Consider the following 1,785-nt stretch of genomic DNA (forward strand, 5'->3'; position numbering starts at 1 on the left):
ACCGGCTTCGGGGACGCGGGCCCCGACGCCCGGCAGCCGGGCTTCGACCTGACCGCCTACTGGTCCCGCAGCGGCCTGCTGGCCTCCACCCGCGACGCGGGAGCCCCGCCGACCGTACCGGTGTGGGGCAGCGGCGACTACACGACGGCGATCGCCATCTACGCGGCGATCACGACCGCCCTCTACCACCGTGAACGGACCGGGCGAGGCGCCGACGTCGGGACCTCGCTGCTCGCCACGGGCGTCTGGGCCACGGGAACACTCGTGGCCGGCGCGCTCGCCGGCGGCACACCGTTCGAACTGCACGACCGGAACGTGCCGCTGAACGCGCTGACCAACCCGTACCGGACCGCTGACGACCGGTGGTTCATGCTGGCCACCTCGTCCGCGCACTGGCCGGCACTGGCCCGGGCCATCGACCGTCCCGAACTGCAGGAGGATCCCCGCTTCGCGGACGTCGACGCCTTCGCTCAGCACGCCGCCGCGCTGAGCGAGCTGCTCGACGCCGCGTTCCGCGCCCGTCCCTTCGCCCACTGGCAGGACGTCCTGACCCGGGAGCGCATCACCGTCGGCCTCATCCAGACACCGGAGGAGGCCGCACAGGACCCGCAGCTGCGCGAGAACGACGTCGTCGTGCCCCTGGAAGGGGTGGAGGGCCTGACGGAGACCATCAGCAACCCGGTCAACCTCCGAGGGGTGCCGAAGGTCGCGGCCAGGCGAGCGCCGGAACTCGGCGAGCACAACGACGAGATCCTCACCCAGCTGGGATTCGGCCCCGCCGAGATCGCCGCGCTGCGCGCCCGGGGAGCGATCCCCGGCATGACGGAAGCCGAAGCGGCGTAACGCGCACGGTGAGCGGCCGACAGACGGGGGCGAGCCGTCGGCCGCCGTACGGGTCCGTACGCGGGCCCGGTGCCCTAGGCGGGCCTTGCCGGCGCCCCCGCACCGGCGCGGGGGCGGACGTACGCCCTGCACGCCGTTCCGAGAGCTCCCATGCTGGAACTGCGGCACCCGCTGCCCGGTCTCCTCTCTCGCCCATTCCCCGAAACACGCAACCCCCGCAGGAGCGCACATGCCTACCCTCGACCGCCAGGACGACGTCTTCGTGCTCGACCTCGGAGACGGTGAGAACCGCTTCCACCCCGACTGGATCGCGTCCGCCGACGCCGCCCTGGACGAGGTGGAGAAGGCGGAAGGACCGCGAGCCCTGGTGACGGCCGCGACGGGCAAGTTCTTCTCCAACGGCCTGGATCTGGAGTGGCTGTCCGCCCACGCGGACCAGCACGACGACTACATCGTCTCGGTCCACGGCCTCTTCGCCCGCCTGCTGTCCCTACCGATGATCACCGTGGCGGCCCTCCAGGGGCACACCTTCGCCGCCGGCGCGATGCTCTCCCTCGCCCACGACTTCCGCGTGATGCGGAGCGACCGCGGCTTCTGGTGTCTGCCCGAGGCCGACATCAACATTCCCTTCTCGCCCGGCATGTCCGCCCTGATCCAGGCCCGGCTGGCACCGCAGACCGCGCACGAGGCCATGGTCACCGCCCGCCGCTACGGAGGGTCGGACGCCGCGGCCGCGGGCATCGTCGACCAGGCGGTCGCCGAGGACGTCGTACGGTCCACGGCCGTGGAGATCGCCCACGCGCAGCTGAGCAAGGCGGGCGACACCCTCGGCACCATCAAGGCTCGGATGTACGGATCGGCCCTGGCCGCCCTGCGCGACACGGGTACCCCGCGCGGCTGAGGCAGCCGGCCCCCTGGCGAGGCGGGTGACCGGGATCGCGC

Annotated in this window: 2 protein-coding genes; both read left to right on the forward strand. The window is 72.7% G+C overall.

The features are described from left to right. A partial coding sequence (locus ACFV2J_RS42545; RefSeq protein ID WP_385443866.1) for a CaiB/BaiF CoA transferase family protein occupies positions 1 to 843 on the forward strand: 843 nt, incomplete at its 5' end. Between the two features lie 229 nt (positions 844 to 1,072). Continuing rightward, on the forward strand, positions 1,073 to 1,744 hold the full coding sequence (locus tag ACFV2J_RS42550) for an enoyl-CoA hydratase-related protein (protein ID WP_385098260.1): 672 nt from the start codon (positions 1,073 to 1,075) through the stop codon (positions 1,742 to 1,744). Positions 1,745 to 1,785 lie beyond the last annotated feature (41 nt).

Source organism: Streptomyces sp. NPDC059668, assembly GCF_042734135.1.
GTDB lineage: Bacteria > Actinomycetota > Actinomycetes > Streptomycetales > Streptomycetaceae > Streptomyces.

What these genes read in the sequence shown, in the direction of transcription:
- ACFV2J_RS42550 (WP_385098260.1), top strand. Translation starts at nt 1,073, where the DNA reads ATGCCTACCCTCGACCGCCAGGACGACGTCTTCGTGCTCGACCTCGGA.